Source organism: Flavobacterium defluvii, assembly GCF_900129555.1.
GTDB classification, from domain to species: Bacteria; Bacteroidota; Bacteroidia; order Flavobacteriales; family Flavobacteriaceae; genus Flavobacterium; species Flavobacterium defluvii.
This window is the reverse complement of record NZ_FQWC01000007.1, coordinates 242,013-268,278: the sequence shown is the minus strand read 5'-3', so window position 1 is coordinate 268,278 and position 26,266 is coordinate 242,013. Positions and strand designations below refer to the sequence as shown.

The 26,266-nt window shown below is 32.6% G+C and carries 22 protein-coding genes; 10 read left to right on the top strand and 12 right to left on the bottom strand.

The annotated features are described in order from the left end of the window. The 5 genes from nagB to BUC29_RS16195 all read right to left on the bottom strand — a co-directional run. Positions 1 to 848 (bottom strand): glucosamine-6-phosphate deaminase (nagB, locus tag BUC29_RS16215; RefSeq protein ID WP_073417230.1); only part of this gene is annotated, 848 nt, incomplete at its 3' end. Positions 849 to 1,096: 248 nt separating this feature from the next. Next, a complete protein-coding gene (locus BUC29_RS16210; protein WP_073417215.1) occupies positions 1,097 to 2,470 on the bottom strand; it encodes a sugar MFS transporter in 1,374 nt (457 codons plus the stop codon). Between the two features lie 215 nt (positions 2,471 to 2,685). Then, a complete protein-coding gene (locus tag BUC29_RS16205) occupies positions 2,686 to 3,612 on the bottom strand; it encodes an NAD-dependent epimerase/dehydratase family protein (protein WP_073417214.1) in 927 nt (308 codons plus the stop codon). A 5-nt stretch (positions 3,613 to 3,617) separates the two neighbouring features. Further along, a complete protein-coding gene (locus tag BUC29_RS16200) occupies positions 3,618 to 4,721 on the bottom strand; it encodes a phosphotransferase enzyme family protein (protein ID WP_073417213.1) in 1,104 nt (367 codons plus the stop codon). A 1-nt stretch (position 4,722) separates the two neighbouring features. After that, positions 4,723 to 5,631 (bottom strand): sugar phosphate nucleotidyltransferase, encoded by a 909-nt coding sequence (locus BUC29_RS16195; RefSeq protein WP_073417212.1) that lies wholly within the window; start codon positions 5,629 to 5,631, stop codon positions 4,723 to 4,725. A 320-nt stretch (positions 5,632 to 5,951) separates the two neighbouring features. Between BUC29_RS16195 and BUC29_RS16190 the strand changes: the two genes are divergently transcribed. Next, positions 5,952 to 6,992 (top strand): LacI family DNA-binding transcriptional regulator, encoded by a 1,041-nt coding sequence (locus BUC29_RS16190; protein WP_073417211.1) that lies wholly within the window; start codon positions 5,952 to 5,954, stop codon positions 6,990 to 6,992. Positions 6,993 to 7,271: 279 nt separating this feature from the next. Here BUC29_RS16190 and BUC29_RS16185 read toward each other — a convergent pair whose 3' ends face one another. From BUC29_RS16185 to BUC29_RS16170, 4 genes are all read right to left on the bottom strand, one after another. Further along, positions 7,272 to 7,907, bottom strand: coding sequence for a carbohydrate-binding family 9-like protein (locus tag BUC29_RS16185; protein ID WP_073417210.1), 636 nt, complete (start codon positions 7,905 to 7,907; stop codon positions 7,272 to 7,274). Positions 7,908 to 7,976: 69 nt separating this feature from the next. Then, on the bottom strand, positions 7,977 to 9,839 hold the full coding sequence (locus BUC29_RS16180) for a T9SS type A sorting domain-containing protein (protein WP_073417209.1): 1,863 nt from the start codon (positions 9,837 to 9,839) through the stop codon (positions 7,977 to 7,979). Between the two features lie 410 nt (positions 9,840 to 10,249). After that, positions 10,250 to 11,440, bottom strand: coding sequence for an MFS transporter (locus BUC29_RS16175; RefSeq protein ID WP_073417208.1), 1,191 nt, complete (start codon positions 11,438 to 11,440; stop codon positions 10,250 to 10,252). Between the two features lie 65 nt (positions 11,441 to 11,505). Continuing rightward, positions 11,506 to 12,087, bottom strand: a complete 582-nt coding sequence (locus tag BUC29_RS16170; RefSeq protein ID WP_073417207.1) for a TetR/AcrR family transcriptional regulator — start codon at positions 12,085 to 12,087, stop codon at positions 11,506 to 11,508. A gap of 206 nt (positions 12,088 to 12,293) precedes the next feature. Between BUC29_RS16170 and BUC29_RS16165 the strand changes: the two genes are divergently transcribed. The 3 genes from BUC29_RS16165 (at position 12,294) to BUC29_RS16155 (ending at position 14,470) form a co-directional block, all read left to right on the top strand. Next, positions 12,294 to 13,172, top strand: coding sequence for a helix-turn-helix domain-containing protein (locus BUC29_RS16165; RefSeq protein WP_073417206.1), 879 nt, complete (start codon positions 12,294 to 12,296; stop codon positions 13,170 to 13,172). A gap of 74 nt (positions 13,173 to 13,246) precedes the next feature. Then, on the top strand, positions 13,247 to 14,077 hold the full coding sequence (locus BUC29_RS16160; protein ID WP_073417205.1) for an NAD(P)H-binding protein: 831 nt from the start codon (positions 13,247 to 13,249) through the stop codon (positions 14,075 to 14,077). Between the two features lie 3 nt (positions 14,078 to 14,080). After that, on the top strand, positions 14,081 to 14,470 hold the full coding sequence (locus BUC29_RS16155; RefSeq protein WP_073417204.1) for a DUF5367 family protein: 390 nt from the start codon (positions 14,081 to 14,083) through the stop codon (positions 14,468 to 14,470). Between the two features lie 49 nt (positions 14,471 to 14,519). Here the strand turns inward: BUC29_RS16155 and BUC29_RS16150 are convergent, their stop codons facing one another. Continuing rightward, the gene (locus BUC29_RS16150; RefSeq protein WP_073417203.1) at positions 14,520 to 15,956 is read right to left on the bottom strand and encodes a glycosyltransferase family 2 protein; all 1,437 of its coding nucleotides are present in this window, start codon (positions 15,954 to 15,956) and stop codon (positions 14,520 to 14,522) included. 537 nt (positions 15,957 to 16,493) lie between these two features. On the opposite strand from BUC29_RS16150, the gene BUC29_RS16145 reads away from it, so the two are divergent. Further along, positions 16,494 to 16,943 carry a response regulator gene (locus BUC29_RS16145; RefSeq protein ID WP_073417202.1) on the top strand — a complete coding sequence of 150 codons (450 nt, stop codon included), beginning with the start codon at positions 16,494 to 16,496 and terminating at the stop codon, positions 16,941 to 16,943. A 10-nt stretch (positions 16,944 to 16,953) separates the two neighbouring features. Next, positions 16,954 to 20,601 (top strand): PAS domain-containing sensor histidine kinase, encoded by a 3,648-nt coding sequence (locus tag BUC29_RS16140; RefSeq protein ID WP_073417201.1) that lies wholly within the window; start codon positions 16,954 to 16,956, stop codon positions 20,599 to 20,601. A gap of 97 nt (positions 20,602 to 20,698) precedes the next feature. Here BUC29_RS16140 and BUC29_RS16135 read toward each other — a convergent pair whose 3' ends face one another. Both BUC29_RS16135 and BUC29_RS16130 read right to left on the bottom strand, forming a co-directional pair. Then, on the bottom strand, positions 20,699 to 21,070 hold the full coding sequence (locus tag BUC29_RS16135; RefSeq protein WP_244160838.1) for a lipocalin family protein: 372 nt from the start codon (positions 21,068 to 21,070) through the stop codon (positions 20,699 to 20,701). Between the two features lie 146 nt (positions 21,071 to 21,216). Next, the gene (locus tag BUC29_RS16130; RefSeq protein ID WP_073417199.1) at positions 21,217 to 22,188 is read right to left on the bottom strand and encodes a hypothetical protein; all 972 of its coding nucleotides are present in this window, start codon (positions 22,186 to 22,188) and stop codon (positions 21,217 to 21,219) included. Between the two features lie 370 nt (positions 22,189 to 22,558). Between BUC29_RS16130 and BUC29_RS16125 the strand changes: the two genes are divergently transcribed. The 4 genes from BUC29_RS16125 (at position 22,559) to BUC29_RS16110 (ending at position 26,219) form a co-directional block, all read left to right on the top strand. After that, positions 22,559 to 22,753, top strand: coding sequence for a hypothetical protein (locus tag BUC29_RS16125; protein ID WP_073417198.1), 195 nt, complete (start codon positions 22,559 to 22,561; stop codon positions 22,751 to 22,753). Positions 22,754 to 23,048: 295 nt separating this feature from the next. Continuing rightward, entirely contained in the window at positions 23,049 to 24,512 is a 1,464-nt protein-coding gene (locus BUC29_RS16120) for a tetratricopeptide repeat-containing sensor histidine kinase (protein ID WP_317043493.1), read from the top strand. Between the two features lie 6 nt (positions 24,513 to 24,518). Next, on the top strand, positions 24,519 to 25,187 hold the full coding sequence (locus tag BUC29_RS16115) for a response regulator (protein WP_073417196.1): 669 nt from the start codon (positions 24,519 to 24,521) through the stop codon (positions 25,185 to 25,187). Between the two features lie 45 nt (positions 25,188 to 25,232). Next, positions 25,233 to 26,219: a PIN-like domain-containing protein gene (locus BUC29_RS16110; protein ID WP_073417195.1), complete on the top strand. Its 987-nt coding sequence runs from the start codon at positions 25,233 to 25,235 to the stop codon at positions 26,217 to 26,219. The last annotated feature ends 47 nt before the right edge of the window (positions 26,220 to 26,266 follow it).

The following is a 26,266-nucleotide window of genomic DNA, read 5'->3' as shown; positions in this document are numbered from 1 at the left end:
AATTTATCGGTCCATACAATTTTCTCAACCAGCCAGGGTTTATTGATTCTCGTTAATTTTGAAGATGCTTCTTTATCCAAAACAAAAACAGCATTATCATGTTCCTGTAAAAAAGAAGCCGGAACTCTGTTTGTAACTTCATCTTCAACGGATTTTTTTACAATATTAGCTTTTCCTTCTCCCCAAGCCAATAGAATAACTCTTTTGGCTTCCATTATTTTTTTTACTCCAAGTGTGATGGCTGTTCTCGGCGTATTGTTTAAACCAAAGAAATCTTTGCTTGCCGCAACTCTTGTAATATGATCTAAAGCTACTAATCTGGTTTTTGAGTTTTGAAGCGAACCTGATTCATTAAAACCAATATGTCCGTTTCCTCCAATTCCTAATATTTGTAAATCAATCCCGCCCAAAGCTTCGATTTTTGCTTCATATTCGTGGCAGTAATCCGCGATTTGTTCTTTGGTTAAAAGTCCGTCGGGAATATGGTAGTTTTCAGGTAAAATATCGACGTGGTCAAACAAAAGCTCTTTCATAAAACGAACGTAACTGTTGATCGAGTTGGGTTCCATTGGGTAATATTCGTCAAGGTTGAAGCTGATTACGTTTTTAAAACTCAATCCTTCTTCTTTATGAAGTCTTACCAATTCTGCATACAATCCTTTTGGAGAAGAACCTGTTGCCAGACCTAAAATACAAAGTTTATTTTCTTTTTGTTTCGATTGAATTAAAGCTGCAATTTCCTGTGCAACAGCTTTTGAAGCTTCTGTTGAATTTTCAAAAACAACGGTGTTGATATTTTCGAAGCGCTTTTCGAAACCTGTTGCTTTGTCTATTTTACTTTTTAACATTGTGGATATTTTTAATATGTTTTTGTTTAATTTTTTTAATGCCATTTGGTTAAAAAAAGGCATAAGTTGAGCTGGAACACATCAAATGTGATATTTGAGTGCTTGATTTTTTATGTTGAAATAAAAATGTTTGCGTGTATCTAAACTTTGTCAAAGTTTGAAACTTTGACAAAGTTCTGCGTATCTATCTTTGTCGATTTTTTTAGTGCAGTTGCTTCGTTCCTCGCAATGACTATATTTTGGGTTAATTACCAACTCCTGTATTTATGTCCTTTAAAAGCAAAAAACACAATCATTAAATAAGCTGGTAATAATATTAAATAGGCTAATTGATTTCCACTTTTTGCGGTTTCTGTAATTCCCGCTGCCACATTAGAAGCATTAATTGAGTCGGCAATCATTCCGTAAAATAAAGGAAAAACGGCTCCACCAATAATTCCCATAATTAGAATTGCACCGCCAATTTTTGTGTATCCACCCAAATCCTGAAGTGCCATTGGCCAGATCGCCGGCCAGCAAAGTGCATTTGCCAAACCTAATAAAGCAACCAAAATAATAATCAACGGTAATTGTGGAATTCCCGGTAAATGAACCATAATTTTTGGAGAAAGTATTACGATTAAAGCAACCAAAATAAGTCCTAAAAATCCAGAAACTTTTAAAGCAGAAACCTGAGAAACGTATTTCGGAATCAAGGTAATTCCTAAAATATAACCGATAACCATAAAAGTCATCGTAAACGAAGTCAGTTTTAGATAGAAAGAGCCGTTTTCTCCATAAACTCCCAATTGTTTTCCGAATCCACCGATGGAATCTCCGGCTAAAACTTCGGCAGCGATATAAACCATTAAGGTAATTACGCCGAAAACCAATTGCGGATGTTTGAAAGCTGCTTTTATTTGTTTGAAAATACTCAGATTTTCTACTTGTCCTTCATCATCTAAATCAATTTCCGGAAGTGGAGAAAATTTTACCAAAACAGCCAAAACCAGCATAATCACTGCCATATAAATGTATGGCGACTGCAATTGCAAAGCCAATGCATCTAAAGCAGTTTCTTTTTGAACCGAAGTCATAACGGCAATTTTATCTGCAGAATAATCTCCAATATTGGATAAAACCAAAGAGGTCAATAGTAAAGGAGCGAGAAAACCTGCCAGTTTATTTGCAATTCCCAAAACGCTGATTCTTGCCGCAGCACTTTCGCGTGGGCCAATTACAACCACATACGGATTTGCTGCTGTCTGCAAAACTGCCAAACCGGTTCCCATTACAAATAAAGCTACAAGAAAAAGTCCAAAAGTTCTGGCTTCGGCAGCCGGATAAAATAGAAGTGCTCCTATAGCAATTATTAATAATCCAACTGAAATTCCGTTTTTATAACCTAATTTTTCGATTAAAAATGAAGACGGAATCGCCATTACAAAATAAGCAATATAAAAGGCAAACGTAACAAAATACGATTGTGATTCGGTTAGTTCGCATGCTAATTTAAAAAATGGAATCAGCGGTCCGTTTAACCAGGTTACGAATCCAAAAATAAAAAACAATGAGGTTAAAATAACCATAGGAATAAAAGTGCTGTTTTGCTCTTTTTTTAGTGTAAGATCTAGTTGTGACATATTTTTGGTTTTTGATTAGTTTGTCTTTTGCTCATAATTAAATTTTAACACATAGAAACATAGTTTTTTGTTGCGCTTAAAGGCGTTTCACTTGCATTAACAAACATAGGCTATGTCTGGAAACTTGTTTCTTTGGTATTCTTTTCTAAAAAACATTTAAACCTATGTTTCTATGTGTTTAAATATTCTCATGCATTGTATATTCTGATTTAAATCTATTTGCTCACTAATTCCTGATGATAAAAAAGAATGGTTTCTTCTAATGCCTGATCAATTGTATATTCTGGTTTAAAACCTAATTGGTTGAATTTTTCAGGATTTGCTTTAGAATGTTTAATATCGCCGGGTCTTTCGTCTAAAAATTTAATCTGCGATTTAGAATTGGTGATTTTTATAATTTTTTCAGCCAGTTCTAAAACCGATGTGCTGTGTCCTAAAGCTACATTATAAGTTTCACTTCCTTTTTGCGAAGCGAGAATATTCGCTTTTACAACATCTTTTACATAAATAAAATCTCTGGTTTGCGAACCGTCTCCATAAATAGTTATCGGTTCGTTTTGAAGTGCTTTATTGATAAAAATAGGCACTGCCGCCGCATAAGCCGATTCTGGATTTTGGCGCGGACCAAAAACGTTGAAATATCTTAAAGAAGCTGTTGGAACCTGATATTGATCTAAATACATTTTTAAATAATATTCGCCGTCTAATTTTGTAATCGCGTACGGTGTCATTGGTTCCGGAAACATGGTTTCTACTTTTGGTAAAACCGGATTGTTACCGTAATTCGCTGCCGATGTTGACAATACAACTTTACAATCTGTATTATTTTTTGCTGCTTCGAGAATATTAATTGTCCCGATGGTATTGATTTCGATACATTCTTTTATTTTCAAAAGAGATTCAGGAACGCTGACTAAAGCTGCCAAATGAAAAACACCGCTTGCTCCGCTTATCACTTTGTTGACCAAATTTTCGTCGCGAATGTCTCCTTTTACAAATTCAACATTTAATCCGTTTAGGTTATGTTCGAATCCCGTTCTAAGACTATCAAGTATCAAAACCTGATGTCCTTCTTTCGATAAATGTTCTGCAATATGGCTTCCTATAAAACCGGCACCTCCGGTAATGACATATTTTTTCATTTTTTTTATTTTAATGATCCAACGAAATTCAAATTATAATCTTCCATTTCTTTGAATTGTTCCGACAGACTTTCAATCAGCTTAAACTGGTTTCTTGAACGATCCAGATTGTGTTCCGGATATTCTGTTTTATAATACACATCGTCATTTAAAAAATCGGTTAAAAAACGAAGTGCCATTATAAAAGTCATTGTTTTTGCACCAAGAGGTAAATACTTAATTTCTAATGTTGAAAGCGATGAATTTGTTTTTTCTAAAAATCCTTTCACATACGCTTTGTAAAACTCAAGATTGAAATTTACCAAATCCAGATTTTTTTCGTCTTCGGCTGCTGTGTTACAAATAGTTCTGATCGCATCTCCAAAATCATAATGAATAATTCCCGGCATAACTGTGTCTGTATCAATCACACAAAGTCCTTTTTTGTTTTGGTCAAAAAGTGCGTTTGAAATTTTTGTATCGTTATGTGTAACCCTGAGCTTGATTTTTTTTGCATCTTTTAAATTTTGAAGAATATGCATTTCTTCTTTTAAATCCTTAACATTCTGAATTAAGATTTTTGCCTGCTCGATTCTTTGTCCAGAAGCTTCTTTTAAAGCCGTATCAAACTGTGAATAACGAAATGCCATATTATGGAAATTCGGAATTACTTCTGTCAATTTTCTGGCATCAAAATCGCTGGTAAGATTTAAAAATTCACCAAAAAGCTTTCCGCCTTCATATGCAATTTCTTCATTTTTAACGGTTTCAAAAGTCAGGCTTCCTTCAATATAAACCATTACATTCCAGAAATTTCCGTCTTTGTCCTGATAATAAAAAATACCTTTTTTTGTTCCGATAAAAGTTAAAACCCTGCGCTTTAATTCAGCTTCAGATAAATGTTTTAATTTTTTCTGCAAATGTTTACTAACGCTTACTTTATTGGCTATTAACCCCGGAACATCCTTAAAAACACCTTCGTTAATACGCTGTAAAATAAATTGTTTACCGCTTTGAGTCGTTAGCAAATAGGTGTCATTAATATGACCGGAAGACAGTTCTTCGAAGGTTTTAAAAACCTCGATATGATCAAACTGTTCGAATATAAATTTTAGTTGTTCGGCTGTCATATTACCAAAGATTTGTTGGATAAACTTTTTGCGCTCTTAACTTTTCAATTTCTTTTTTTACTATTTCTTTATCCTCTTTATACGTTACTCCAAACCATTTTGCATTGGACTGAAGTACTTCGACAGATGCATTATCTGACTTTAAAATTTCATTTACGACAGATGTAATAAAAAATTCGGCTTTTAAATCGTTCTCGTTTTCTTTTAAAAACTGCTCAAACAGAGCGCCTCCAAACTCAAAGCATTTTGGTGTAAATCCCCAGAAATTCATAGAAACGATTGTATTTTCATCAATCGGAATAAATGCTCCATTATCGTCTTTACGCATCAGTTTTCCGTTTATTTTTTCGATGTGCGTACGCTCTGTAACATCGGTTAAATAATTATTCTCATCAACCTGACATTCTCCTCTGGAAACAAAGCCATGATCTGAAACAGTATTTTTGAGCAGATAAGCCATCATATTAAAATTGTATGATTCTTTATCCATTTCGGTTAAAGCTTTTGCCATGATTTCAAAAGCTTCTTTTCCGTAAAAATCATCGGCGTTTATGATCGCGAAGTTTTCAGTTACCTCATCTTTCGCCATTAAAAGCGCGTGTCCGGTTCCCCACGGTTTTTTTCTTTCTGGATTTAAATATTGTGCGGGAACATTTTCAATTTCCTGAAAAACGTATCCTACTTCGGCTTTTCCTTCCAGTTTTTTATTGAAAATTTCTTTACACTCTTCTTCAATGTTTTTACTTATAATAAATACAAATTTCCCAAAACCTGCCTGCAATGCATCATATATCGAAAAATCCATAATGGTATCTCCTTCGGGCGTAAATGTATCTAACTGTTTTAATCCTCCATATCGACTTCCAATACCTGCCGCCAGGATCACGAGAGTAGGTTTATTTTTGCTCATTTAAATAGTAATATTAATTGGTTATTATTTTTAAAAGTTTTTGGTCGTTTTTTTATTTTTTCAAATGATTTTTAAAAGCGATTATTTTGTAATTTTTAGATATTGAAAATTTCTCTTATAAATTGAAAAATAAATATTAATCTGACAATTATATAGTTAATATGATGCGTAATGTGATTAATATTCGGCTAAAGTATATATTAATACTTTATAAAAAAAGAAAATTATGTTAAAATGTGCTCGAACACAATAAAAATGTTTTCGAACACATGTAATTTAATATTTCCTGATATTTGATTTTTATATATATTTGTTTCTATATGGAGAAGATTTACACAATTAAGGATATTGCAGAGCTTGCAGGAGTCTCAAAAGGGACTGTTGACCGTGTTTTGCATAAAAGAGGAAAAGTGTCTGAAGATGCTTTGAAAAAAGTCAATGAAGTTCTGGACAAGATTGATTACCAGCCTAATTTGATGGCACGAAGCTTAAAGAAAAAACAAATTTATTCTATCTGCGTCCTAATTCCTGATTCTGCAAACGATCCGTATTGGCAGCCTTGCATTGATGGGATTAATGAAGCTAAAAAAGAGTTTAAATCTTTTAACGTAAAAGTGGAGATTTTCCTGTTTGATCCTACAAGTACTTCTTCTTTTGTAGAAACTAACAAAACGGTATTAAATTCATCTCCAGATGCGGTTTTGCTCGTACCTTTATTCCATAAAGAAGCGATAGACGCTATTGAAACCTATAATTCTAAAGGCATTATTTCTAGTATTTTTAATAACCAGCTTAAATCGAATACCATTAAAAGTTTTGTTGGGCAGGATTTATTTCAAAGCGGAAGAATTGCTGCACGTTTATTAGATTTATTGATTAAAAAAGGTACAATCGCAATTGTTCATATTGATGAAGATTACGAAAACGCCATTCACATGCAGGAAAAAGAGAAAGGTTTCAGGGATTATTTTGAAAATCTGGAAAGCGGAAAATTTGAAATTAAAACCTTTAAAGTAAAACATCCGCAGTTTAAAACTACTCTAAAAGAGTATCTAGAATCAAATCCGGCTATTGAAGGCCTTTTTGTAACGACTTCTAAAGCATATCAGGTTGCCAAAATTATCGCCAAAAAACCTGAAAAGAAAATCGCACTTGTAGGTTATGATTTATTAGAAAATAATCTGGAATATCTAAACAATAAAACTATCGACTTTTTGATTCACCAAAACCCGAAACGTCAGGCTTATTTGGGAACGACAAGTTTGATTGAGCATTTTATTTTTGAAAAAGAAATCAGCCCGGAAAAATTACTTCCTATTGATATTGTAAATACCGAAAACGCTAAGGATTATTTTTTATAGGACTTTGCGGGTATTTTCTAAACACATAGAGACATAGGTTTAAATGTGTATAAAAAAAGATTGTAAAAGAAACTAGTTTCCACACATAGCTATGTGTATTGATGCAAGTGAAACGCCTTTTTTAAACGCTTAGAAAAGCTATGTCTCTATGTGTTTAAAATATCTACCAAAGATTGGTAAATATAGCCCGCAGTTTCAACCGTGGGAAACGAATTATGATAATTTATTGTGTTCACATTGCGTCCCAGTGGTTGAAACCACTGGCTATGTTTTATATAGCTAGCCTAAAGTCAACGTACCAAAAGAACTGGCGATATGAAAATTTGGAGTTTCTGTATTTGGGTTTACCCATGTAATCCAGGTTGGTTCAAATAGTTTATTTTCCTGTTTGATATATTTGGCTCTAAAAATCCCGGCTTCAATGATGTTCTCTTTTATCAAATGAAAGTTTTTCAGCGATTGAATACTTACTGCAAATTCTACAATAAAATGATCGCTTTTTATACTTGATTTTACCGTTAGATTATTTTCTGGCCAATTCCAGTCAAAATCAAATTTCTTTTTAGGAGAAGCCATAAAATCCATGATTCTCGGTGTCGGATCAATTTCCAGACAATAATACGGATTCAGGTTTTCATCTGTTCTAAAGAAAATTTCAACGCGGTCTGATTCTCCAATACTGTCAATAGAATCGTCTTGTCTGTCAATGTGTATGTTATCATCATAAACCTTGTAGCAGAAATACATATTTTCGGTATCCCATAACGATCTGAATTCTATTTTTTCAGGTTCTAAATCGCTCCAGGGCGAAGTAAAATCGGTTAGAATTTCTGCCTGATTCCAAAAAGGATTATCTCCCAAACCGTTTATTTGCAAAATGTTTTTTTCGATTCGGTTTACATTGTAATTTTTCATTTTAAAAAGGTACGAAATTTTAAAAAGAAAAAGGAGCAAAAGAAAAAAATCTTCTGCTCCTGAACTGCATTATTTTAAGTAAATTTTATTGTGTGTTATTTCGTTATCGGCATTGATTTGAAGGATAATTAATTGCGAATTTACCTTTAAACCTGAAATATTAATTCTTGCTGATTCAACAGAACTGAAATCTTGTTTTAGAAGTTCTCTTCCATTTAAATCCAATAAAATCACATTAGCTGATTTGACACTTTTTCCGAAATTAATATTGATTTCATCTGAAGCCGGATTTGGGAAAACAGAAAAACTCGCTGCAGTTTGTTCTTCGGCAACTGCGATATTTGCTTTTTTAGCTGTTGATCCTGTCTGAAGTTCAGAACATCCGATATCAATTCTGCCGTTTCTTTTTCTAATATCATCATCAAAATCCAAGGTTCCTGAATAAGTCGAATTGTAAGTTGGATCTCCTTTATCTGTCGCAAAAGCTCCAGAAACCAGCGTAAAATTAAAAGTTGCAGCGTTTGTAAATCCTGGTAAACCCACTACAGAATTAACATCTTGTCCTGTTGTTGTGGCAAACTGCGCCGCATTATACGATCCGGTTGTCGAACTTCCGTTAAAACTTGTTCCAGTCAAATCGATGATAAAATCGGTATTTCCTTCTCTGTAATATAAATTATAATTCGAAACAAAACTTGAAATTGTGTATCCGTACGAAGCTAAAAATGCTTTTTTATCGGTTGTCGCATACATAATATTGTTTTTATAAGTAATTCCGGAACTATTTTGAAAATGTACTTCACCTCCAAAATTATCAGCTAATGTAGCAACCGACGTTCCTTGAATAGTTGTAACTCCGTTAATGGTTGCACCAGTTCTGTTTTTATAAAAAGTATTATTAAAGATTTTGGTATTTCCTACGCTTGTTGTGTAACCAGAACCATTAACACCTCCAAAAATTGCTCCGGTTATTACATTGTTATAAACGGAATTGTTGTTTACAATATGTCCTGTAGAAAGACCGCCGTTTCCGGTTGAAGTATTTTGCTCTGCACCAACAGAAAGTCCTACTCCACATCTAAAAACTTCATTTCTTTGTACGGTAATGTTTAAAGCTCCGTCAACATAAATTCCGGCACTGTTTGCCACCGCACTCATACAATTAAAAACTTCGTTTGAAGCGATTACACCATTTCGAGCCTGATTATTACTTGCCGCTCCGGTAGATAAATAGTTTCCAGCTGCAACAATTCCGATATTGGCAATGTCATAAACCGTATTTCCTGAAACCGAAAATCCGTTTACGTTTCCTGTTACCGTAACAGCTTCTCCCCAGCCGGTAGCACAATTGTTTACTTCATTATTATCGATTTTTACGTTTGTAATGGCATAAGTTCCGTTTCCACCATCTACTTTAATGGCGTTGGCCACAATACCGCTGTTTGCAGGAATTGCCGAAAGATTATTACTGGTCCAGCCAATATTTCTAACAATACAATTTTTAACAGTAATATTATCTAAATTGGCTGTTGCACCGGAATTGGCCAAAATCCAGATTCCTTTACTTCCGTTTCCAATTTTATTCGAAATCGTCAAACCGTCTATTGTAACATTGCTAGTATTTACGATTCCAAGAACATAAGTATCTGTACTTGTCCATCCCGAAGCATTTACAACTACAGCGCCGGATCCGCTTTTTTGAATCGTTAAAGGTTTTCCAACATAAATTGGACCTGTAACTGGATAAGTTCCCGAAAGCACTAAAACTGTTCCTCCAGATGGTGCTGCCTGAACTCCTTTTACGATGGTTTTATAAGGTAGCGCTGCAGTACCTGTTCCTGTTGTGTCGTTTCCTGTTGTAGATACATAAGTTTGCGAAAAACCTTGTATAAAGCAGAATAAAATAAAAAATGTAATTTTCTTGACTTTCATAATTTTGATATTTTTGGGTTAACAATTAAAAAAAATTATAGATAGAATATTGCAATATTTTCTATTTAAAATATGCTTTTTCTGTACTTCAATTTCGAACTCAAAAACATCGTTTTAATGTTCTATTTTATTCTTTTTGAATGACATAAAAAAGCTTATTTGTGACTAAAGTAAATATTGTATTCTAATTTGCAAGAAAATAATTAGAAAAAATGTGTTCGAGCACAAATTTTAAACATTTTGAAAGTTTTTTATTACATAATTTTAATGTTTTTTGTACAGAATTTGAATGTGTTTGAACACAAATAAATATTATACTACAAAATGATGTATTTTCAATAATTAATGAATAAAAAAAATGCCTCTAAAATCTAAGTTTTAAAGACATCATTTTTTGCAAATTCAGCATTTTAGTTTTTCAATCTGTATTTATTGAAAATGATAAAAACTGCTCCCACGATTAAGAGCAAAGAAATGTTTGCTGCTCCTAATAAGAACTGACTTTTTACAGCATAAATATTTACAAAACTATAACTAAAAAGTGCACTTATCATATAAGCGCCACCGCCGGTTAATCCGCTTGCAACTCCGGCATTTTTAGAAAATCGGCTTAAACAATAACCCAAAACGATATTGTAGATGAAACCTCCACAGATATTCAATCCCATTGTAAAAGCAACCAACGTATAAATATTACTTTCAAACTGGCTTGTAAAAATCATGAGTAAAGCTAAAATCAGCTGAATAGTTATGGCTGTTCCAACTTTTTTTGCCAAAGGTTTTTTGATCATAGATTTTGCCGTAATTCCACCAATCATAACAGATAATCCAGACAATAAAGCACTGTAACCGGTTTCGATTGCCGAATATCCAAAAATACGTTCAATGATAAACGGGCTTGATAAATTGAACATTAAAACTATAGCAAAAGTAATTCCTAGAATTATAAATCCTAAAGTAAAATCAGCCGATTTCAGCATGTTTGAATAGGTATTGGCAATCGCTTTAAATTTAAACGGATGAAATTCTTTGATGCTTTCTCCGCTGTAAAGAAGTTCTAAAACCAAAATAAGTAAAGACAATCCGCCCAGAAAATAAAAATTAGATTTCCAGCCGAAACTATGTTCCAGATATCCACCTAAAAACGGGGCTAATATTGGTGCGCTTGCCCAAATTATAGAAAATAAACTAATGTAGCTTTTTAATTTTTCACCTTTAAATAAATCCACAAAATAAGCACGTTTGGCAATTACAATAAAGGCAATAGCAATTCCCTGAATAATACGCATGGCATATATTAGATAAATATTCGGAACCAAAGCAATTATAAAACTGGTTATTGAAAATACAGCCAGCGATGCAATGCTGATTTTAAATCGGCCAAAACTGTCTAATATACTGCCGATAAAAATCTGGCTGATGCCGACACTAAACATAAAAAATACTAATGTAAGCTGAACTGCTGATGTCGAAACGTTTAAATCTTTTGTCATTGCCGGAAGCGAAGGCAAATATACATCTGTCGCAAAACCGGATAACGGAATTAGGGCCAAAGCCAATATGGTACTGAATCCTTTATGATCCTCTTTTAAATTTCTCATTCTTATTATTAATTAATTTATTACAAAATAGACCAATCGGTCTAAAATATTTTAAAAAAAATATGTTAGATAACATATCTTTCAAATTCGGTTTTTATAATTTCTAAGACAACTTCCATCTGGTCATTGTTATCAAAAACTTTTCGGCATAAAATGGCGCCTTCAATCATCGTAAATGCCATTATTCCAAATCTTTCCGGGTTGATTTCTGCCAAAAGTTCTTTGTTGTTAACTCCCAATTCAATTATATCCGTATATCTTTTTTGCGCTGAGCCAATAGCTTTTTTTACCTGTTCTTTTATAACTGGGTTTGTATCATCTGCTTCAATTCCAAAATTTAAAATGGGACAGCCGTCGGTCATATTATTTTTATTTTCATAAACCGCCAATAATTTATAAAGCTTTTCTTTTGCAGTTTTTCCCTGCGAAACCGCATTGTCTAATTTGGCAGCTAACTGCGATCTTAAATACAAAAATGATTCTTTGCAAATTTCTTCTTTACTTTCAAAGTTTCCGTAAATACCTCCTTTTGCCAGTTTTGTCGCTTCCATAATATCACTTAAAGAAGTTCCTGCCATTCCTTTTTTATTGATAATCTCGGCCGATTTTTCAATAATAAACTGTTTTGTTCGTTCTGCTTTACTCATGATCTTTTTCATTTTGACACTGCAAATTTAGACCGATCGGTCTAAATTTGCAAATATTTTTTAATTTATTTTTTTTAAATCATTAAAAATCAAGCAAAAACAAGGGTTTTCGCTTGATAAAAATTTAAAAATCATGGAGTTAAAAATATCGATTTAAAAAATAAATAGTAACTTTTCCTGCTTTTTAATCCAACCTCATTTCAATTATGACGACCGATATTATAGAATTACATGATTGTATTGTTTTAGTCGAACAATCGAATACTATGAAAACTATAGTGCAGAAATGTGAAATTGACGGCGATGCTGTTGGTTTTGCTTTTTATGGCTCGGGAAATGTAGAGCTGGAAATTAAACATAATAATCAGACTAAATATTTGATGAACACAACGGGTTTGGCAATTTGTTTTTTTGGAAATCAAAAAGTTGAATTTTCTCATAAGATTGAGCCTGATAAACCTTTACAGTCAATTAGTATTTTTACAAAACTGAAAAACCTAAATTCACTTCCGCAGGCAGAAAGAGAGATTTTCGAAAATTATCTGCCGGAATTATTAAATCCAAAAGAGCATTTTGTAAAAGGTCCATCGTTTTATATGACACTCGAAATGCAATTGGCAGTTCAAAAAATATTCAATACGACTTATACAGGAAATACGCGTTTTCTATTTTTAAAAAGTCAGATTAATGAACTTTTGGCACATTTCTATGGCCTTTTGGCTTCTGAAAAAAAATCGGATTTATCAGAGATTGATAAAAACAAACTTTTTCAGGCCAGGGAAATTGTAACAACGCACTTTTCTACTCCTCCGTCGATTACGCAATTATCGCAGATGGTGGGCTTGAATAGTAATAAATTAAAAAAGAATTTTAAAGAACTTTTTGGAATTCCTGTTTTTAAATATGTTCAGGAAGAACGTTTAAATAAGGCGTATGAGTTACTCCGCGAAAGCGAAAAAACAGTTCAGGAATCGGCTTGGGAAGTTGGTTATGAAAGTCTGAGTTCGTTTTCGAATGCTTTTCATAAAAAATTCGGCATGCGTCCTAACGATGTAAAACAACAGTTCTTTTCAAACAAATCATAATTCTTTTGCGACAAATGATTGTGTATTAATCGAAGCAACTTTGTATCAGTAATCATCATTAAAAAACTACTGATATGAAAAAGAAAATTTTAGTTCTGGGTTCTACAGGAAAAACAGGACGCAGAGTTGCTGCAAGATTAGAAAATAATACTGAAGTTAAACTTCGTTTAGGTTCTCGAAACGAAAAAATCCCGTTTGATTGGGAAAAACCAGAAACCTGGCAAAATGTTCTAAAAGATATTGACACGGTTTATATTACTTTTCAACCGGATTTAGCTGTTCCTTTTGCGGCAGAAGCGATAGAAAATTTTACACAGCTTGCTACAAAAGCCGGAGTTCAAAAAATAGTTTTACTTTCCGGAAGAGGCGAAAAAGAAGCGCAGGTTTGCGAAGAAACCGTAAAGAAAAACGCCAAAAACTGGACTATTGTGCGCGCAAGCTGGTTCAATCAAAACTTTAGCGAAAGCTTCTTTTTAGATCCAATTCTTTACGGAATTGTTGCTCTGCCAAGAGCTGAAGCACTTGAACCTTTTACCGATGCCGATGATATTGCGGATGTTGTTACGGCTGCACTTTTAGACGAAATTCACAACGGAAAAACGTACGATTTAACTGGTCCAAGATTATTGACTTTTAAAGATGCTGTAAACGAAATTGCGAATGCAAGCGGGAGAAATATCTCTTTTCAAAGTTTATCTTTAGAAGAATATGTGCAGATGTTAAAAGAATATCAGATTCCTGATGATCATATCTGGCTGGTAAATTATCTTTTTGAACAGGTTCTGGACGGAAGAAACTCCAGCGTTACTTCTGATATTGAAAAAGTACTGGGCAGAAAAGCAAAAGATTTTAGCGTTTACGCAAAAGAAACTGCCAAAACCGGAATTTGGAATCCTGAAAATTAAGTTATGAAATATTTTAGAGCAATATTTTCGGGTATTTTGGTTTGGATTGCTGTTAGTATTTCTTTTTATCTCCTGGAACAAATTCTGTTTGTAAAAGATTCTTTTTTCTGGCAATCGGTTATGGTGACTATTTTTATTGTGTTTTTTGCCATTGGTTCGGCTAAGTTTTATTATTTGAAAAATTACAAGATAAGCGGCCTGCAGCTTGGTATTATAATGTCGCTTACGGCTTTATTGCTGGATGTAATTATTACAGTTCCTTTTGTTGAAATTCCGAATGGAAGAAGTTACGAGACCTTTTTTACAAGTCCTGTTTTATGGATTCTGGCTTTTGTAAATGCATTTTCTGTTTTTCTTTGGCGAAAGCAAAACCATAAAAAAACTCCTGTTTAGTGGAACAGGAGTTTTTCGGATTAAATATAATAGTAGTCTGTGGAATTTATTAACCTCTTGTGAGCCAGCCTCTTTTACCAACTGTTATAATTGAATAAGGCGCAATCCAGAAAAGTGAAAAAGTATAAAGAATACTATAAGAATACGCCCAGAATGCTTCATCAAAAGAATATCTTTTTGCATAAAAGAAAACTGAAAAGCTTGATACTAATAATATGCCCAAAAGTGCTGAGCTAACAAATAATAACGGATGGGTTGCAATGAAATAAAACATAAATATAAAGAACGGATATGTCATTAAGATTCTTATAAACTGTTCTGTATACAATAGTCTTGCACCCACTTTTGATTCTTTTCTAAAATCTTTCCAAACATATTTTGCCATCATTATGTTTTCGCGAACGTTGCTTCTTCCCCATCTTATAAACATTTTGTATAGTCCGGTATAATTTTCAGGAACGTTTGTCAACACATACGCATTACGCTGAAATAAAACATGATGCCCTTGTTTTAAAATCATGTTGGTCATTGCGCGGTCTTCGCCAATGTCAGATGGTTTCCCCATAAAAGTCTGGTCGATCCATTCCGGTAAACATGCAAAAACTGCATTTCTTTTGTAAGCGGCCAAGGCTCCAGGTGTACAAAGTACAGATCCTAGTGCACTTTCTGCAGAGCGCATGAATTCAAAACTCATTACGAAACTTACATTTAGCATTTTTGGCAAAATTGCTTTTTTGTTGTTCAATACCTGAACATTTCCGGCAACGGCACCGCATTTTTCGTCAACTATAAACGGACTTACCAAATTTCTTAAAGTATCTTTTTTTACGATAGAATCGCTATCGACAGTTACAAAGATTTCTCCTTTTCCTAAATTAAATCCGCGGTACAATGCGTGACGTTTTCCTTTGTTTTGCGGTTGTTGAAAAATCGATACACGATCGCCCAATTTTAATTTTGCCTGCTGAATCCAGTACCATGTATCATCTTTACTTCCATCATCTATTGCCAAAAGTTCTAATTTGTGTGCAGGAAAATCACTATCTGCCAAACTCATCAATGTTTCGTAAACCAGTTTTCCTTCGTTGTAAGCCGGAACAATTACCGTACAAGTTGGCAGCAATTCATCAGAAACAGATTCGATTGGTTTGTACTTAAAATAAAGAACGACATTGTATAAAAACATACCGCCTTTAAAAAGAAATAATGCTGCAGAAACAATAAGTAAAATTATTCCGCCGGTTGAATTTAATCTTTCAAAATGAAGCTGATCAAAATCAGGCTGAAATTGAAATACTAAAAAAGCTCCGGCAAACAATACTAAAAATGTTGCTGCAAGAATCATAAAACCAAAGATGCTTTTTGGTCTTTCTATATGTGTTTTGGTTGTGTTATTGTTTATTTTAAAAATAGACGGGCTGATTACTTCGCTGCTGATATCGCCTCCTGTATAAAATTGTTTTGAGATAATTGTTTCGCTTTCCATGTCCTTTTGTTTGTATTAATTCTCTAAAATGGCTTTTATCAAATGATCTCTCTTTTTTATTTTCTAAGTAAACACCAGAAAAATTAAAGATTGACATGTTCCGAATTTGCAAGCGGCGTGCCATTTAGGTTTTAAACTGAATTTTAGCAGTTTACAAAAAACAAGACATAAACGATGTGTGTAATATTTTTACACTTTGTAGAATGTTTATACAATTTTTAGTGTGTAACAACAGTAAAATAAGGGATTTTTGCGATGGTAAAAATGTGCGGTAAAATATAAAAACGCATAATTAAGTCAAAAATTGCATTCTAATTTAGTTATTTTTATAAATTCTAATTGTGTTACTAAAATGAAAAATTTTACTTACAAAAACATTTTAAGACGAATTATAAAGCAATAATCTTTACAGATTTTAATTTAAATGAGTTAATTTTATAGGTCTTTAAATAATTTTCCTGCGAAAATTAATTTTATCTTAGCAGGAAACAATTAATTTTTGTTTCATTTTTCCATATAAAAAATACTTTACACTTCATGAACCAACATATTTACAACATTTTACTTGCCGATGACGATGACGATGACTGCTCTTTCTTTGAAGAAGCTCTTGATGAACTGTCACTTGCAACAACACTTGTAACTGTGAATGACGGAGTTCATTTAATGAATTTTTTAGCAGATACATCACAGGAAAGTCTTCCAGATGTTCTTTTTCTTGATTTAAATATGCCCAGAAAAAACGGATCTGAATGTTTGACCGAAATCAGACAGATTGAACGTTTAAAAGATTTCCCTATTATTATATTTTCTACTTCTCTGGACACCAAAATTGTAGACGTAACGTACGAAATGGGTGCAACGTTTTACATTCGTAAACCCGGAGATTTTTCAAAACTGAAAACCGTTATTGAAAACGCACTTATTGCAGCTTCTGAAAATAATTTTAAACAGCCGGAAAGAGCGCATTTTATAATTCAACCCTAAATCATTTTGAATGAGCCACACATATAAGGAACATTATTTTCTATCCGATGGTGGAGAAATGGGAGAATTAATACGCTCCAAAGACTGGAGCCAAACTCCCCTGGGTGATCCTGAAAACTGGCCTCAAAGTTTGTGTACAATGACTTCTGTAATGCTTAACAATCCGTTTGGAATGTACATTGCATGGGGAAAACATTTTACGCAGTTATACAATGATGCTTTTTTAAAAATTATAGGTCCCGACAAACATCCGGAAGCCTTAGGAAATTCTCCGCAGGAAACTTTCGCCGAAATATGGAATATTACAGGTCCCATGTTTGACGAAGTTATGCTGGGGAAATCACTTTCGTTTCCTGATTTTGTAGTTCCGTTAAGCAAAAATGGCGTAGTAGAAACTTGTTATTTTGATTTTTCATATTCACCTATTAAAACAGAAAATGGAGATGTTGGCGGTGTTTTAGTTACGGTTATTGAAACTACAGCAAGAAAAAAAGAAGTTAAAGATCAGTTTGAAGCCCACGAAAAACTTCAGGAAAGCGAGCAAAAAATAAGACAGCTGGTCGAAAACGCTCCTTTTCCTATTGCAGTTTATATAGGTGAAGAAATGCGAATTGAACTCGCAAATGATTCCATTATAAAAGTCTGGGGAAAAGGTGATGATGTAATCGGGAAATCGTATCGCGAAATTCTCCCCGAACTTGATAACCAGTCAGTTTTTGAACAGGTTGAAAGCGTTTTAAAAACCGGAAAATCTTTTCATAATAAAAATGCCCGAATCGATATAACGATAAACGATAAACTCGAAACTTTTTATTTCAATTATAGTTTTACGCCATTGTATGACAGAAACGGAAATGTTTATGCCGTAATGAATACTGGTGCTGATGTTACAGATTTACATCTGGCATCTAAAAAAATTGAAACTGCCGATAAACGTTTTCGTGATACGGTAAAACAAGCGCCGCTGGGAATTACTATTTTGCGCGGCCCGGATTACATCGTCGAATCAGCAAATGAATCGTATTTAAAATTAGTAGACAGAGAAGAGAAAAATTTTGTAGGCAAACCATTATTTGATTCTCTTCCTGAGGTTAGAGAAACTGTCGATTCATTATTAAAAAATGTTTTAGAAACAGGAATTCCGTATCACGGAAATGAAGTTCCTGTTCCGTTAAACCGTTATGGAAAACTAGGAATTTGGTATTTTGACTTTCTCTATCATCCTTTAAGAGAAGAAGATGGAGAAATTACGGGTATAATTGTTACCGTAACCGAAGTAAGCGAAAAAGTTGAAGTTCGAAAAAAAATTGAACAAAATGAAGAACGCTTAAGTATTATCGTAGAAGCAAGTGAATTAGGAACTTGGGAACTAAATGCAAAAACAAAAGAACCTCATTATTCAAAACGTTATCTTGAAATCCTTGGCGGCTACACCGAAGACATTTTGCTAACACACGAGCAATTGCTACAGCACCTGCATCCTGATGATATGCATATTCGAAATAAAGCTTTTAAAAATGCACTTAAAACAGGGATTCTTCATTATGAAGTCAGAACAATATGGCATGATAAAAGCATTCACTGGATTGAAGGAAAAGGAAAAGTTTTTTATGATAAAAACCATAAGCCTGACAAATTAATAGGTACCATTAGAGATATTACAAACGAGAAAAATCATCAGCAGGAATTAGAAGAAAGTGAAAAAAGATTTCGAAATCTGGTTATGCAGTCTCCTGTACCAAAAACCATTTTAAAAGGTCCTGAAATGGTTGTAGAAATTGCCAATCTTGCTTTACTCAAAAATATCTGGAAGAAAAAAGAAAGTGATGTTCAGGGTAAAAAACTGTTCGAAATTTTCCCGGAACTCCTTACTCAAAAATATGCTAAACTTTTAGAAGAAGTTTACAAAAACGGAAAAGTATATTCTGAAATCGAATCGCCTATATTAATTAATGGCGATGATGGCGAAAATCTATTTTATATTGATTTTGAATATGCACCAATGTACGAAACAGATAATAGTATTTCTGGAATCAGAGCCACTATAATCGATGTAACAGAAAAAGTTCAAGCCAGAAATAAGATTGCCGAAAGTGAAAAACGTTTCCGTTCTTTAACAGAAAGTATTCCGCAGTTAATATGGGAAACCGATGATAAAGGAAATGGTTTGTTTGCTTCGCGAAAATGGACAGAATATACCGGAATTAAACCAACTGCCGATACTGAATGGCAGTCGTTGGTTCATCCTGAAGATTACAAAGAAAATATAAAAATCTGGAACCACAGTCTGCATACAGGTCAGGTTTTTAGATCTGATGTTCGCATTTTACGAAAAGATGGCAGTTACAGATGGCACGCGGTAATTGGCGAGCCTGTTTTTGATGCCGACAATAAAATTGTAAAATGGGTTGGTTCTTTTACAGATATTCATACAGAAAAAGCTTTTACCCAAGAATTAGAGCAGCAAGTAACCGCCAGAACCAGAGAACTCAGCCAAATGTATGAATCGCTCAAGAAAAGTGAAGAACGTTATCATTTAATGGTTGAAGAGGTTCAGGATTATTCCATTTTATACCTAAATCACAACGGAATTGTGGAAAACTGGAATGTTGGTGCAGAAAAAATTAAAGGCTATAAAGCCCAGGAAATTACAGGAAAACACTTTGCTGCTTTCTATACCGCCGAAGATCAAAAAAATGATCTGCCTAATACGCTTCTTAATTTAGCAAGAGAACAAGGCCGTGCCGTACAGCAAGGCTGGCGTGTGCGCAAAGATGGAAGCCTGTTTTGGGCAAGTGTTGTAATTACGGCTGTTCATAATAAAAATAATGACGTAATTGGTTTTTCTAAAGTAACACACGATTTAACAGAGAAAAAGAAAGCCGACGACAAAATTAAATTGAATGCATTAGAACTCGAACAAAAAAATGCAGAACTGGAGCAAATGAATAAAGAGCTTCAGTCTTTTGCTTATATTTCGAGCCACGATTTACAGGAACCGCTTAGAAAAATTCAAACTTTTGCATCTCAGATTATTGACAAGGAATTTGGAAATTTATCAGATTTCGGAAAAGACAAATTCAAAAGAATGCAAAATGCCGCACAGCGAATGCAGACTTTAATTAATGATTTGCTTTCGTATTCGAGAACTAATATTCAGGAAAGAATATTCGAAAAAACGAATTTATCTAAAATTATTGATGAAGTAAGAGAAGACCTTAAAGAAGAGCTGGAACAAAAAAATGCCATTATTGAAAGCAGTGATATTGGCGAAGTAAATATTATTCCGTTTCAGTTTAGACAACTGCTTTATAATCTTATCAGCAATTCGCTTAAGTTTTCTAAACCTGATATTTCGCCCATAATTAAAATAAAAAATGAAATTGCCAAAGGGTCTGACTTTGGCGAAAAAGTTTTATCGCCTCAAACTAATTATTGGCATCTTACTATTTCTGACAACGGAATTGGGTTTGAACATCAATACAGTAAAAAAATCTTTGATGTTTTTCAGCGTTTACATGGAAGGGATCAGTATAAAGGAACCGGAATTGGTCTTGCCATTGTAAAAAAAATCGTTGAAAACCATAACGGAATTATCAGAGCTACAGGCGAGCTAAATCAAGGTGCTTCGTTTGACATTTATATTCCGCTGGAATAATTTCCCAGAATAAATTCATAAAAAAACGGAAACAACTTTACTAAGCCGTTTCCGTTTTCATCCTGATTCATTTGAATTAGGAGTACTTTACACAAAGTTATCTGGTATATACTGTAATAACACCAGTAGTTTTGTCTTTAAGTTTCAATTCTTTATTCGTTAGATTCATGATATCGCTTACTGAACTAGTATTACCAATAGTAATCGTTAAATCATTATGAGATCTTACGTAAGTTCCTTCTGTTTGTGTTAAAGCACAACTTTCACCATTGTAATCACCAATAACAGCTGCGTTACTTAATTTTAATTCCAAATAATCTCTACTGCATCCACTTTGATTTTGTGGAGCGTCTACTAATACTTCTTGTCCATTAACAATAGTTCCTGTCTGGCTAAGATTATATTTTCCTGCTAACGGAATAATTGTTTCTCCTTCATTATCATCGTTGCTGCAAGACGTAGCAAACATTCCCAAGCTTAAGGCTAATACGAATAATATGTTTTTACTTTTCATGTCGATTTGTTTTTTATTGAATTAATTTAATAATGCTAAATTAAAAGTATAATCTTACAGAAATTTCCATGATTTTAAGAATATTTTACATAAATCGCATTTTATTTACATGGTTTGCCTTTTAAATATTTTCCAAACATATAAGATGTAACTGGTCTTAAAGCCCCATTAGTCTCAGGATGTCTTCCATTTCCATTATTATTAAAAAAATCAACCTCATCTCCTCTTTTTCCATACCACACAAAAGCTTCTCCATTTTTTCTAAAACAAGTTGTCGTATCGCAGGCTTTAAGCTTCTTAAAATCTAAAAGACTCTCATCATAAGGAATTATTTCATTTAATGCTGATTCATTTGGTGAACAATCTACTACTTCATAATGATCTTCTGACCATTGCATGCAGTGTTTTTGGAAAAAGGCAAAATAAATTACTGCTGCTATTAAAGAAAAAATAAATGTTGTGATAATTATAACTGGTTTTGTTCTTCTATAAATTATTTCTGAAAGTGTTCTTCTCTTTTTTACTGGAACATTTACTATAGGTAATTTTGGAATTGAGGGAAAAATCTCTTGCACTTCATTTTTTGGTTCTTCTATCTTTACATCTACATATTTTTTTTCTTCAGATAAATCATTAGAAAAATTAGTGCCTCTTAGCTCTTTTTTCAATTCCTCTTCTTTCTCTTCTTCATTATTTTCTTCTCTAAATTCTTCCATAAATTTAAAAAAAGGTCTAGGTTGAAAATCAACTAAAATTGCAGAAAATTGAACTGTATCTTCTGTTGGAGTTTCTGTTTTACCTAGAAGAAACCTCTGAACTGATGTCAATTTATTTAGTTCCAAATCTCCATACAAATTTCGTTTGTCTTTATCAAACGCAAACTCAAAAAAAGATTCAAAAATAATTAAGTCTTCTTTTTTAGTATTTGTATTAAACCTTTTTAGACACAAATTTCTAAGGTTTGCTGGAGTTGGAGAATTCAAATTATTTGAATATCCTCCTCTTACTTCCTCTTCGTACTTTGCTTTAATCGCATTTTTATAATCTTCAAAAGTATAGTTTGGCATAGGCATTTTTCAACTTTTTAAAACTTTTTCTAAAGTACTTTATTCGACTTTTTATGACTTTATAAAACTTATTCGAACTTTAGAAAAACATATTCGACTTTCCCGACTTTTCGATCCATACAGCTCTAAAACCGCCGTTACTTTGCTTCAACAAAATTAGTTAGCGCTTTGATCTGCAGGTCAAAAACAAATGTACAAAACTAGTTTAAATCAAAGTGTGGAAAACCGTAAGACGGAGTTTATCTGGGAAGTATAAATAAAAATCTTACTGTTCTACGCACTTCACTTCCCAAAAAAATTGGGTGTTGCAAAATCCAAAAACCCGGAAATAATTCCGGCCCGCAGCGCCTTTGTCTAATTTTTAACAATTAAAAAAATGAAAACTCTATATTTATTGGGAGCGTGCGCGCTATTGTCAACTACATTATTTTCTTGCACTGCTGACGAATTCGAAACAGATGCTAAAAAAACTGAAATACAAAAAGAGGTAATTCCTAATGACACACAAGCGAGTGATCCGCCTCCAGGACCTGGTGATGATCCTATTACGATTAATCCACCAAAAAAATAATAATTAAAAACTTGTAAATTTTATTAATTTACTAAATTCGGGGAAAGTAACTATCATGCTGCGATCCCCGATTTTTATTTTATTTATTCTTCTCTTTTTTCTTTCATGTGAAGAAAAAAGCACAACTATTTATAAAGTTAATCCAATAAAAAACTATGCTTCAAGCTTACAAAAGGAAGCTATCTCTTATTTTCAAAAAAACAAATACGACAGCTCGTTTTATTATTTCAACAAATCAAAAGTAGCTTTTGAAAAGTTTAAAGACAGTGGAAACATTGCTTTTAATCTTGTTCAAATGGCGCAAATCCAGCAAATAAACGGTGACTATTATGGCAGTAAAGAAACACTTACCGAGGCATTACCTTATGTAAAAAACGATATTAATTACAGTGCAGCAATTAATAATTTCTTCGGAATTGCAGATAAAGAACTTTCTATCTACGATGATGCCATTTTCTATTATAAACAGGCAATTAAAGATGTTAGTGATTCTATTTCTAGACAATCTCCCTTAAATAATATTGCGGTAGTTTATATGAAACAAAATAAATATGATAAAGCAATTGAAATATTAGAATCTATCTTAAATAAAAATATATTCGATAATAAAACCTCTTCTTTAAAAAGCAAATACCGGGTTATGGACAATCTTGGTTTTACTTATTTTAAAAAAGGTTTAAACGAAAAAGGACTGCAATTAATGACCGAAAGTCTAAAGCTGAGAAAACAAATTGACGATTCATACGGAAGTATTGAAAGCTATTTCCATCTATCCGAATATTATGCAAAAACCGATATTAAAAAATCAAATGAATATGCAAAGAACGCTTACGAAATCGCAACTAAATTTAATAGCGTAGACGAGCGTTTGAGAGCTTTATCGTTTTTAATTTCTAATGATGCCGGAATACAATACGGACAAAAATATATTTCGATAAACGACAGCATAATAAAAGTTCGAAATAACTATAAAAACAAATTTGCCAAAATAAAATACGATTCTAAAAAAGAAAAAGACGAAAATCAAAAACTTCGATTAGAAAGAGCTGAAAATGAATTATCGCTTCAGAGAGCCCGATTTCAAAACATTTTCTATATAATCGGGATTATATCGCTTTTCTTTTTACTGGCTTATTTGAGAAAACATTATAAAAACAAAACTAAGCTGGTTGAAATAAAAACAGCCTATGAAACCGAAACCAGAATTGCCAAAGATATTCATGACGGATTGGCTAATGATGTTTTTAACACCATAACTTTTACACAGACACAACCATTAGAATTTCAAAACACTAAGGAAACTTTGGTTCAAAAACTAGATCATATTTATTCACGTGTAAGAGGCATTTCGAGAGAAAATAATGATATTGATACCGGACCAAATTATTTTAATAATTTAAAAGAAATGCTTTCTGCTTATAGTAGTAATGAAATTAACGTTAGTATTAACAGAATCGAAAAAGTAAATTGGGATTCTGTTGAAGACTTAAAAAAGATAGCCATTCAGCGAGTGCTGCATGAATTAATGGTTAATATGAAAAAACATAGTAACGCTTCGGTTGTGGTTTTAAAGTTTGAAAGCAACTCAAATGCCTTATTTATAAACTACTCAGATAACGGAAAAGGCTGTGATAAATCAAAAATTATAAAAAATGGTTTGCAAAATATGGAAAACCGTATTTTGGCTATAAAAGGAACTATTACTTTTGAAACTGAACCTGATAAAGGTTTTAAAGCTAAAATAACAATGCCTAAATAAGAGTTTATGTTTAAAAAAGTAATTATTGCCGAAGATTTTGAAGAATTTAATTTAGCTGTCGAACAAACTTTAAAAGATCTCAACATTGTCAATTTTCAACACGCAAAATATTGTGACGATGCTTTTCTGAAAATAAGAAAAGCAATTCAGGATAATGAACCTTTTGATTTATTAATTAGTGATCTTTCGTTTAAAAAAGATCATCGTGAAGTAAAAATTAGTAATGGCGACGAGCTGATTCAAAAAGTTAGAGAAATACAGCCCAATATTAAAATCATTGCTTACTCTATCGAAGACAAAAGTCCTCGTATTAAATCTCTTTTTGATAATGCTGAAATTGACGCTTTTGTATTAAAAAGCCGAAATAGTATAGTAGAACTAAAAAAAGCGATTAATGTAATTTCGACTTCTGATCAAAAATTTATTTCCCCTGAAGTTGCTCCTTCATTACTAGAAAAAAACAATTACGAAATTGACGACGTCGATATTAAAATCCTGAAATATTTATCTGCCGGAACTTCTCAGGATGAAATTATCGAGATTTTTAAAAGCTCAGATATTAAACCCAACAGTAAAAGCGCCGTAGAAAAAAGATTGGCTAAACTCAAAGACTTTTTTAAAGCCAACAATACTATCCATTTAGTTTCAATTACAAAAGATATGGGAATTATTTAAGTTTTCATTTAGCGTAAAAAACACAATTATAAACAATGTAATCATATGAATATATTATATATTGATGCAAATATTTTTTTAGGGTTTTACAATTCAAATCGTCCTGAATTTAAAAAACTATTGAATTCAATAATAGAAGTTAAAGATAAAATCTTTTTTACTGAACAATTCAAATATGAAATTGATAGAAACAAACTAAATGTTTTTAAACAGTCAATTGATAATTATACAAAACAAGTATCACTAGTTAACACAATACTTCCAGAACATCTGGATAAAGATCATTCATCAAAATTAATTTCATGGAATAATTCAAGAAAAGAGTTAGAAATACAAATTAAGGAATCTAACAATAAGCTTCTAGAGATTTTAAATGAAACACTACAAAACGTATCATCATCGGAAGATAATGTATCTAAGGCATTATCGTCATTATACAAGAAATCTAGAAAACCTTCAATTGATAATTTGAACAAAGCAAGACTAAGAAAAGAAATTGGTAATCCACCTGGGAAAAAAAGCGATCCTCTAGGAGATCAATTATCTTGGGAAATGCTTTTGAATATCGCTGAAAATATTAATCGCATTTGGATAATTTCAAAGGATCAAGATTATTATACAGAAAATAAAGATGTATTGTATTTAAATCCTATTCTAAAAAATGACCTAATTCAATTAAATCCTACGATCGAAATAAAAGTTTTTAATAAATTATCCGAAGCATTAAAAGACTTTAATGATCTTGAATCAATAAAATCAATTCCAAGTAAAAATGAATTAGAACTTATTTCAATATCAGAATCTTTTGATCCTAAAAATTATGACAGTATTAATAATATAACTGACATCGAAATACTTCATTTATTAGCCGAAGGAAAAAATTCATTAGAAATAAAAGAATTTCTAAACCAAAATGGGGAATATGTAAGCTTATCTATAATTGAAAAAAGATTGGCTAAACTCAAAGACTTTTTTAAAGCCAATAATACAGTGCATTTGGTTTCGATTACAAAAGATATGGGAATTATTTAAATTCTCTTCACTTCATTTTTTAAAGCTCCTTAGGGTTTTTTTTTATT

What these genes read in the sequence shown, in the direction of transcription:
- BUC29_RS16150 (WP_073417203.1), bottom strand. Translation starts at nt 15,956, where the DNA reads ATGGAAAGCGAAACAATTATCTCAAAACAATTTTATACAGGAGGCGAT.
- BUC29_RS16160 (WP_073417205.1), top strand. Translation starts at nt 13,247, where the DNA reads ATGAAAAAGAAAATTTTAGTTCTGGGTTCTACAGGAAAAACAGGACGC.
- BUC29_RS16125 (WP_073417198.1), top strand. Translation starts at nt 22,559, where the DNA reads ATGAAAACTCTATATTTATTGGGAGCGTGCGCGCTATTGTCAACTACA.
- BUC29_RS16190 (WP_073417211.1), top strand. Translation starts at nt 5,952, where the DNA reads ATGGAGAAGATTTACACAATTAAGGATATTGCAGAGCTTGCAGGAGTC.
- BUC29_RS16180 (WP_073417209.1), bottom strand. Translation starts at nt 9,839, where the DNA reads ATGAAAGTCAAGAAAATTACATTTTTTATTTTATTCTGCTTTATACAA.
- BUC29_RS16195 (WP_073417212.1), bottom strand. Translation starts at nt 5,631, where the DNA reads ATGAGCAAAAATAAACCTACTCTCGTGATCCTGGCGGCAGGTATTGGA.
- BUC29_RS16175 (WP_073417208.1), bottom strand. Translation starts at nt 11,440, where the DNA reads ATGAGAAATTTAAAAGAGGATCATAAAGGATTCAGTACCATATTGGCT.
- BUC29_RS16155 (WP_073417204.1), top strand. Translation starts at nt 14,081, where the DNA reads ATGAAATATTTTAGAGCAATATTTTCGGGTATTTTGGTTTGGATTGCT.
- BUC29_RS16120 (WP_317043493.1), top strand. Translation starts at nt 23,049, where the DNA reads ATGGCGCAAATCCAGCAAATAAACGGTGACTATTATGGCAGTAAAGAA.
- BUC29_RS16205 (WP_073417214.1), bottom strand. Translation starts at nt 3,612, where the DNA reads ATGAAAAAATATGTCATTACCGGAGGTGCCGGTTTTATAGGAAGCCAT.
- BUC29_RS16135 (WP_244160838.1), bottom strand. Translation starts at nt 21,070, where the DNA reads ATGTTTGCTACGTCTTGCAGCAACGATGATAATGAAGGAGAAACAATT.
- BUC29_RS16115 (WP_073417196.1), top strand. Translation starts at nt 24,519, where the DNA reads ATGTTTAAAAAAGTAATTATTGCCGAAGATTTTGAAGAATTTAATTTA.
- BUC29_RS16145 (WP_073417202.1), top strand. Translation starts at nt 16,494, where the DNA reads ATGAACCAACATATTTACAACATTTTACTTGCCGATGACGATGACGAT.
- BUC29_RS16210 (WP_073417215.1), bottom strand. Translation starts at nt 2,470, where the DNA reads ATGTCACAACTAGATCTTACACTAAAAAAAGAGCAAAACAGCACTTTT.
- BUC29_RS16110 (WP_073417195.1), top strand. Translation starts at nt 25,233, where the DNA reads ATGAATATATTATATATTGATGCAAATATTTTTTTAGGGTTTTACAAT.
- BUC29_RS16130 (WP_073417199.1), bottom strand. Translation starts at nt 22,188, where the DNA reads ATGCCTATGCCAAACTATACTTTTGAAGATTATAAAAATGCGATTAAA.
- BUC29_RS16140 (WP_073417201.1), top strand. Translation starts at nt 16,954, where the DNA reads ATGAGCCACACATATAAGGAACATTATTTTCTATCCGATGGTGGAGAA.
- BUC29_RS16200 (WP_073417213.1), bottom strand. Translation starts at nt 4,721, where the DNA reads ATGACAGCCGAACAACTAAAATTTATATTCGAACAGTTTGATCATATC.
- BUC29_RS16170 (WP_073417207.1), bottom strand. Translation starts at nt 12,087, where the DNA reads ATGAGTAAAGCAGAACGAACAAAACAGTTTATTATTGAAAAATCGGCC.
- BUC29_RS16185 (WP_073417210.1), bottom strand. Translation starts at nt 7,907, where the DNA reads ATGAAAAATTACAATGTAAACCGAATCGAAAAAAACATTTTGCAAATA.
- BUC29_RS16165 (WP_073417206.1), top strand. Translation starts at nt 12,294, where the DNA reads ATGACGACCGATATTATAGAATTACATGATTGTATTGTTTTAGTCGAA.